We start from the raw sequence: 5,166 nt of genomic DNA on the forward strand, positions 1-5,166 counted from the left end.
CACCAGCGCGGCGCCCGCCTACGCCCTGCCCTTCGAGGTGCCGGACGCGCCCGCCGCGGTGCGGCTCGCGGCCGAGCTGGAGAACCGGGTCGCCGCCGTCTACGCCGACCTCGTACGGGCCTCGACCGGATCCCTGCGCCGCCAGGCGGCGGGCGCGCTGCGGGAGGCGGCGGTCCGGGCGGTGCGCTGGCGGGGCGGCGGCGTAGCCTTCCCTGGGCTCACCGAACGCGCCGCACCGGCCACTCCGTCGGCGTCGCCGAGCGGTGGGTCGGACGGGGTGTGACGTCATTGATGGTGGAGGGGACAGCTCAGGCATGGCATCGGCACCACGGCCCGACGGCCGCGATACGGACCGCGTCCCCGTGCCGAAGCGGCTTCTGGACGCGCTGAGCGACGACCCCGCGAGCGCCGTGCGGAGCTGGCTGGACGCCCTTCCCGGGACGGCCGAGCGCCGCCTGGCGGCCTGGGAGCTGACCCTGGAGCGGGTCGCGACACCCGGGGGGCGGCACGGGCTCGTCGCACTCGTACGGCAGGCGGACGGCACCCCGGCGGCGCTGAAGTTCCCGGTCCCCGGCCCGGACGCGGACCGTGAGCGGGCCGCCCTCGCGCACTGGAACGGCTGGGGCGCGGCCCGGCTGCTGCGCGCCGACCCGGACACCGGTGCGCTGCTGCTCGAGCGGTTGCACGGCGCGGTGTCGCTGCGCTCGCTGCCCGAGCCGAAGGCGCTGCTCGAGGCGGCCGGCACGGTGCGGCGGCTGTGGGTGCCGCCGCCCGAGGGGCATCCGTTCGCGTCGGTCACCGGACGTACCGAGGAGGAGCGCGAGATCCTGCGGGTGCTCGGCACCGGAGGCTGGGCGGCGGACGCCCGCCCGCTCGTCGACGAGGCGCTGGAGCTGCGGGCCGCGCTGCCCGCCGAACCGCCCGAGGAGGTGCTGCTGCACGGCGCCTTCCGGCAGGGGAAGGTGCTGGCCGGGGAGCGCGCGCCCTGGCTCGCGGTGGGTCCGGCGCCGGTCGTGGGCGAGCGCGCGTACGACCTGGCGCGGCTGGTGCTCGACCGCTGTGAGGACCTGGCCGCGGGCCCCGGCCCCGCCGCGGCCGCGCGCCGCCGGGTCGCCAAGCTGGCGGACTCCCTGGACGTCGACCGCGACCGGGTGCGCGGCTGGTCCCTCTACCGCGCCGTCGAGACGGGCCTGCGCCACGCGGCGGCGGGCGATCACCGGCGCGCGGAGCTGCTGCTGGAGTTCGCGGGCTGGCTCTGACGGGGTACCCGGACCGGCCGGGTGCGGCCTTCGTCCCGCGCCTACGCGGCGTGGGGGGCGGGGCGCGGGCTTCGCCGCCCGGCGCCGCGCCCCCGGCGCCGCCGTGGCCGTCAGTCGGTGGCGGCCGTGAGGCGGGCGATGGCCTCGTCGATGGGGAGGTCCTCGCGCTCGCCCGTACGGCGGTCCTTCAGCTCGACGACGCCGTCCTTCGCGCCGCGGCCCACCACCAGGATGGTCGGGACGCCGATCAGCTCGGAGTCGGTGAACTTCACGCCCGGGGAGACACCGGCGCGGTCGTCGACCATGACGCGCAGGCCCGCCGCGCCCAGCTTCTCCGCGAGGTCCAGGGCCATCTCGGTCTGGAGGGCCTTGCCCGCCGCGACGATGTGGACGTCGGCCGGGGCGACCTCGCGGGGCCAGCAGAGCCCGGACTCGTCGTGGGTCTGCTCGGCGAGGGCGGCGACGGCACGGGAGACGCCGATGCCGTACGAGCCCATCGTGACCCGGGCCGGCTTGCCGTTCTGGCCGAGGACATCGAGCTGGAAGGCGTCGGCGTACTTGCGGCCGAGCTGGAAGATGTGGCCGATCTCGATCGCCCGGTCCAGCTCGATGCCCGCACCACAGCGGGGGCAGGGGTCTCCCGGCTCGACCACGACGACGTCCAGGTACTCGTCGACCTCGAAGTCACGGCCGCAGACCACGTTGCGCGCGTGGGTGTCGGCCTTGTTGGCGCCGGTCACCCAGGCGGTGCCGGGGGCGATCCGCGGGTCGGCGATGTAGCGGAAGGACTTGCCCGCCAGGCCCTGCGGGCCGACGTAGCCGCGCACCAGCTCGGGACGGCCCTCGAAGTCCTCGGCCGTGACGAGCTCGACGACGGCCGGGGCCAGGTGCTCGCCCAGCTTGCCCAGGTCCACCTCGCGGTCGCCGGGGACGCCCACCGCGGTGATCTCGCCGTCGACCTTGACCAGGAGGTTCTTCAGGGTGGCGGAGGCCGGGACGCCGAGGTACTCGGCGAGGGACTCGATGGTCGGGGTGTCGGGGGTGTCCAGCTCCTCGAGGGGGCCGTGCGCGGCGCCCTCGACCGGCGGCACGGTCACCGTGACCGCCTCGGTGTTCGCGGCGTAGTCGCAGTTCGGGCAGTCGACGAAGGTGTCCTCGCCGGCCGCCGCCGGGGCCAGGAACTCCTCGGAGGCCGAGCCGCCCATCGCGCCGGAGACCGCGGAGACGATGCGGTAGTCCAGGCCGAGGCGCTGGAAGATCCGCTGGTACGCCTCGCGGTGCAGCCGGTAGGCCTCGGCGAGGCCCTCGTCGGTGGTGTCGAAGGAGTACGAGTCCTTCATCAGGAACTCGCGCCCGCGCAGCACACCGGAGCGGGGGCGGGCCTCGTCCCGGTACTTGGTCTGGATCTGGTAGAGCATGACCGGCAGGTCCTTGTAGGACGTGCACTGGTCCTTGACCGTCAGGGTGAAGATCTCCTCGTGGGTCGGGCCGAGGAGGTAGTCCGCGCCCTTACGGTCCTTGATCCGGAAGAGCAGATCCCCGTACTCGTCCCAGCGGCCGCTCGTCTCGTACGGCTCGCGCGGCAGCAGCGCGGGCAGGAGGACCTCTTGGGCGCCGATGGCGTCCATCTCCTCGCGGACGATCCGCGAGACGTTCTCCAGGACCTTCTTGCCGATCGGCAGCCAGGTCCAGACGCCCGCGGCGGCGCGTCGGACGTACCCGGCGCGGACGAGCAGCTTGTGGCTGGCGGTCTCGGCGTCCGCCGGGTCTTCGCGCAGCGTCTTCAGCATCATCGTGGACATGCGCTGGACGTTGACGGCGTGGGCCATGGGGTCTCTCCTGCGTGCGATGGGATGTTCAGGAGGTTAGCCGCACGGGCTGGTTTCCCGGAAATGCGTAAGGCTCCGCGACGGCGCCAGGCCCTCTCCGGTGGATCTTCGCGCCTGTGACATCAGCGGCCGGCGCCGCATCGCGGCACTTCCAGCGGAGCGCCTAGTCGCGGCGCAGCGGCAGGGGGGCTCCCATCACGGCGTACGGGCTCGGGGCGCTCGGGAAGAGCACGGGGCGGGCGAGGTCGCGGTAGCCCAGCGAGCGGTAGAGCGCGCGGGCCGGGCTCTCGGTGTCGATCGCGGACAGGATCGAGCGCGGCTCGTCGGCGCCGTCCGTGATGGTCGTGATCAGCCGCCGGCCGATACCGCGGTGCTGGTACTCGGGGTGGACGTGCAGCTCGGTGATGACGAACGAGTCGTCCAGCCAGTCCTCGTGCCCGGCCGCGCGCAGATACGGCTGGACGACCGTGGACCACCAGTGGGTGCGGTTGTTGGGCATGCCGTAGACGAAGCCGACGAGCCGTCCGGAGGGCGTGGTCGCGCCGAGCGCGCGGGCGCCGGGGCTCTTGAGGTGGCGCAGCACGATGTGGCGTCGTACGCCGACCTCCTCGTCCGTCAGCCCGAAGGCGACGGCCTGGACGTCGAGCGCTTCGTCCACGCGCGCGGCGAGGTCGAGCGACCCGACGACGACGTCTTCGGGTTCCGGGGTCCGCCCCCCGGGGAGATGCAGCATGGGCGGCACCCTACTGGCCCGTCGATCAGAACAGCACACTCATGAACGCGCCGACTTCCCGGAAGCCGACCCGGCGGTACGCGGCGCGGGCCGCGGTGTTGAAGTCGTTGACGTACAGGCTCACCACCGGGGCGACCTCGCTCAGCGCGTAGCGCAGCACGGCCGCCATACCGGTCTCGGACAGGCCGCGGCCGCGGTACTCGGGGGCCACCCATACGCCCTGGATCTGGCAGGCGTGCGGGGTGGCCGCGCCGATCTCGGCCTTGAACACCACCCGGCCGTCCTCGACCCGGGCGAAGGAACGCCCCGCGGTGACGAGCTCGGCGACCCGCGCCTGGTAGAGCAGCCCGCCGTCCCCCGCGAGCGGCGAGACGCCGACCTCCTCGGTGAACATCGCCACGCACGCCGGCATGATCACGTCCATCTCGTCCTTACGGACGCGGCGCACCAGCGGATCGGGCGGGACGTCGGCGGGCATCGAGCTGGTGACCATCAGCGGCTGACGGGCGCGGACCTCACGGGCCGGGCCCCAGCTGGGCTCCAGCAGGGACCACAGCCCGGCGGTGGTCTCGGCGGGGCCGACGATCGAGGAGCAGCGGCGGCCCGCCCGGCGGGCGCGCTCGGCGAAGCCGCGTACGGCCTCGGGGGTGGCGCAGATGGGCACGAGGTTGGCCCCGGCGTAGCAGAGCGACTCCAGCCGCCCGCCGGAGTACCAGCCCCACATCTCGCCGCCGAGCCGCCACGGGTCCAGGCCGGCGACCTGGACGCGGGCGGCCACAAAGGCGTTCGAGACGGGGTCGCGGTCGAGCACCGCAAGGGCCGCGTCGAGCTCATGGGGCTCGAGGACCCTGGTGGTGGACGTGGTCAGCACGTGTCGGTCTGCCTCACGTGGTGCGGGCCCGCGGGCCGGGGATGTCGATTCTCCAGACTCTACCGCGCAGGCCAAGAGGGCCCCTCACTGGCTTTCCAGGGGCCCTGTGCGCCTCTCCGTGGGCGCTTCAGCCGCTGACCGAGACCTCGGGTGCGCCGGAGGCGATGCCGTCCTTCTCCATCTGCTCGGCGATCTTCATGGCCTCGTCGATCAGGGTCTCCACGATCTTCGACTCCGGCACGGTCTTGATGACCTCGCCCTTGACGAAGATCTGCCCCTTGCCATTGCCGGAGGCGACGCCCAGGTCCGCCTCGCGGGCCTCGCCCGGACCGTTGACGACACACCCCATGACCGCCACCCGCAGCGGGACCTCCATGCCCTCCAGACCGGCCGTGACCTCATCCGCGAGCTTGTACACATCCACCTGCGCCCGACCGCACGACGGACACGAGACGATCTCCAACCGCCGCTGCC

Annotated in this window: 5 protein-coding genes and 1 pseudogene; 2 read left to right on the forward strand and 4 right to left on the reverse strand. The window is 73.7% G+C overall.

Going from position 1 to position 5,166, the window contains the following annotated elements:
- Positions 1 to 283: DUF4439 domain-containing protein (locus tag ABD329_RS47190; RefSeq protein WP_344318183.1), on the forward strand; the 283-nt coding region annotated here is incomplete at its 5' end.
- 31 nt (positions 284 to 314) lie between these two features.
- Complete coding sequence (locus tag ABD329_RS47195) at positions 315 to 1,259, forward strand: aminoglycoside phosphotransferase family protein (protein WP_198278558.1); 945 nt, start codon at positions 315 to 317, stop codon at positions 1,257 to 1,259.
- 110 nt (positions 1,260 to 1,369) lie between these two features.
- Here ABD329_RS47195 and ABD329_RS47200 read toward each other — a convergent pair whose 3' ends face one another.
- From ABD329_RS47200 to ABD329_RS47215, 4 genes and pseudogenes are all read right to left on the reverse strand, one after another.
- Positions 1,370 to 3,088, reverse strand: coding sequence for a proline--tRNA ligase (locus ABD329_RS47200; protein ID WP_198278557.1), 1,719 nt, complete (start codon positions 3,086 to 3,088; stop codon positions 1,370 to 1,372).
- Positions 3,089 to 3,251: 163 nt separating this feature from the next.
- A complete protein-coding gene (locus tag ABD329_RS47205; RefSeq protein WP_198278556.1) occupies positions 3,252 to 3,821 on the reverse strand; it encodes a GNAT family N-acetyltransferase in 570 nt (189 codons plus the stop codon).
- A gap of 25 nt (positions 3,822 to 3,846) precedes the next feature.
- Positions 3,847 to 4,692: a GNAT family N-acetyltransferase gene (locus ABD329_RS47210; protein ID WP_198278555.1), complete on the reverse strand. Its 846-nt coding sequence runs from the start codon at positions 4,690 to 4,692 to the stop codon at positions 3,847 to 3,849.
- Between the two features lie 127 nt (positions 4,693 to 4,819).
- Positions 4,820 to 5,166, reverse strand: a pseudogene (locus ABD329_RS47215) (flavodoxin-dependent (E)-4-hydroxy-3-methylbut-2-enyl-diphosphate synthase); the annotation flags it as partial.

It is taken from the genome of Streptomyces javensis, from assembly GCF_039525925.1.
GTDB classification, from domain to species: Bacteria; Actinomycetota; Actinomycetes; order Streptomycetales; family Streptomycetaceae; genus Streptomyces; species Streptomyces asiaticus.

What these genes read in the sequence shown, in the direction of transcription:
- ABD329_RS47200 (WP_198278557.1), bottom strand. Translation starts at nt 3,088, where the DNA reads ATGGCCCACGCCGTCAACGTCCAGCGCATGTCCACGATGATGCTGAAG.
- ABD329_RS47195 (WP_198278558.1), top strand. Translation starts at nt 315, where the DNA reads ATGGCATCGGCACCACGGCCCGACGGCCGCGATACGGACCGCGTCCCC.
- ABD329_RS47205 (WP_198278556.1), bottom strand. Translation starts at nt 3,821, where the DNA reads ATGCTGCATCTCCCCGGGGGGCGGACCCCGGAACCCGAAGACGTCGTC.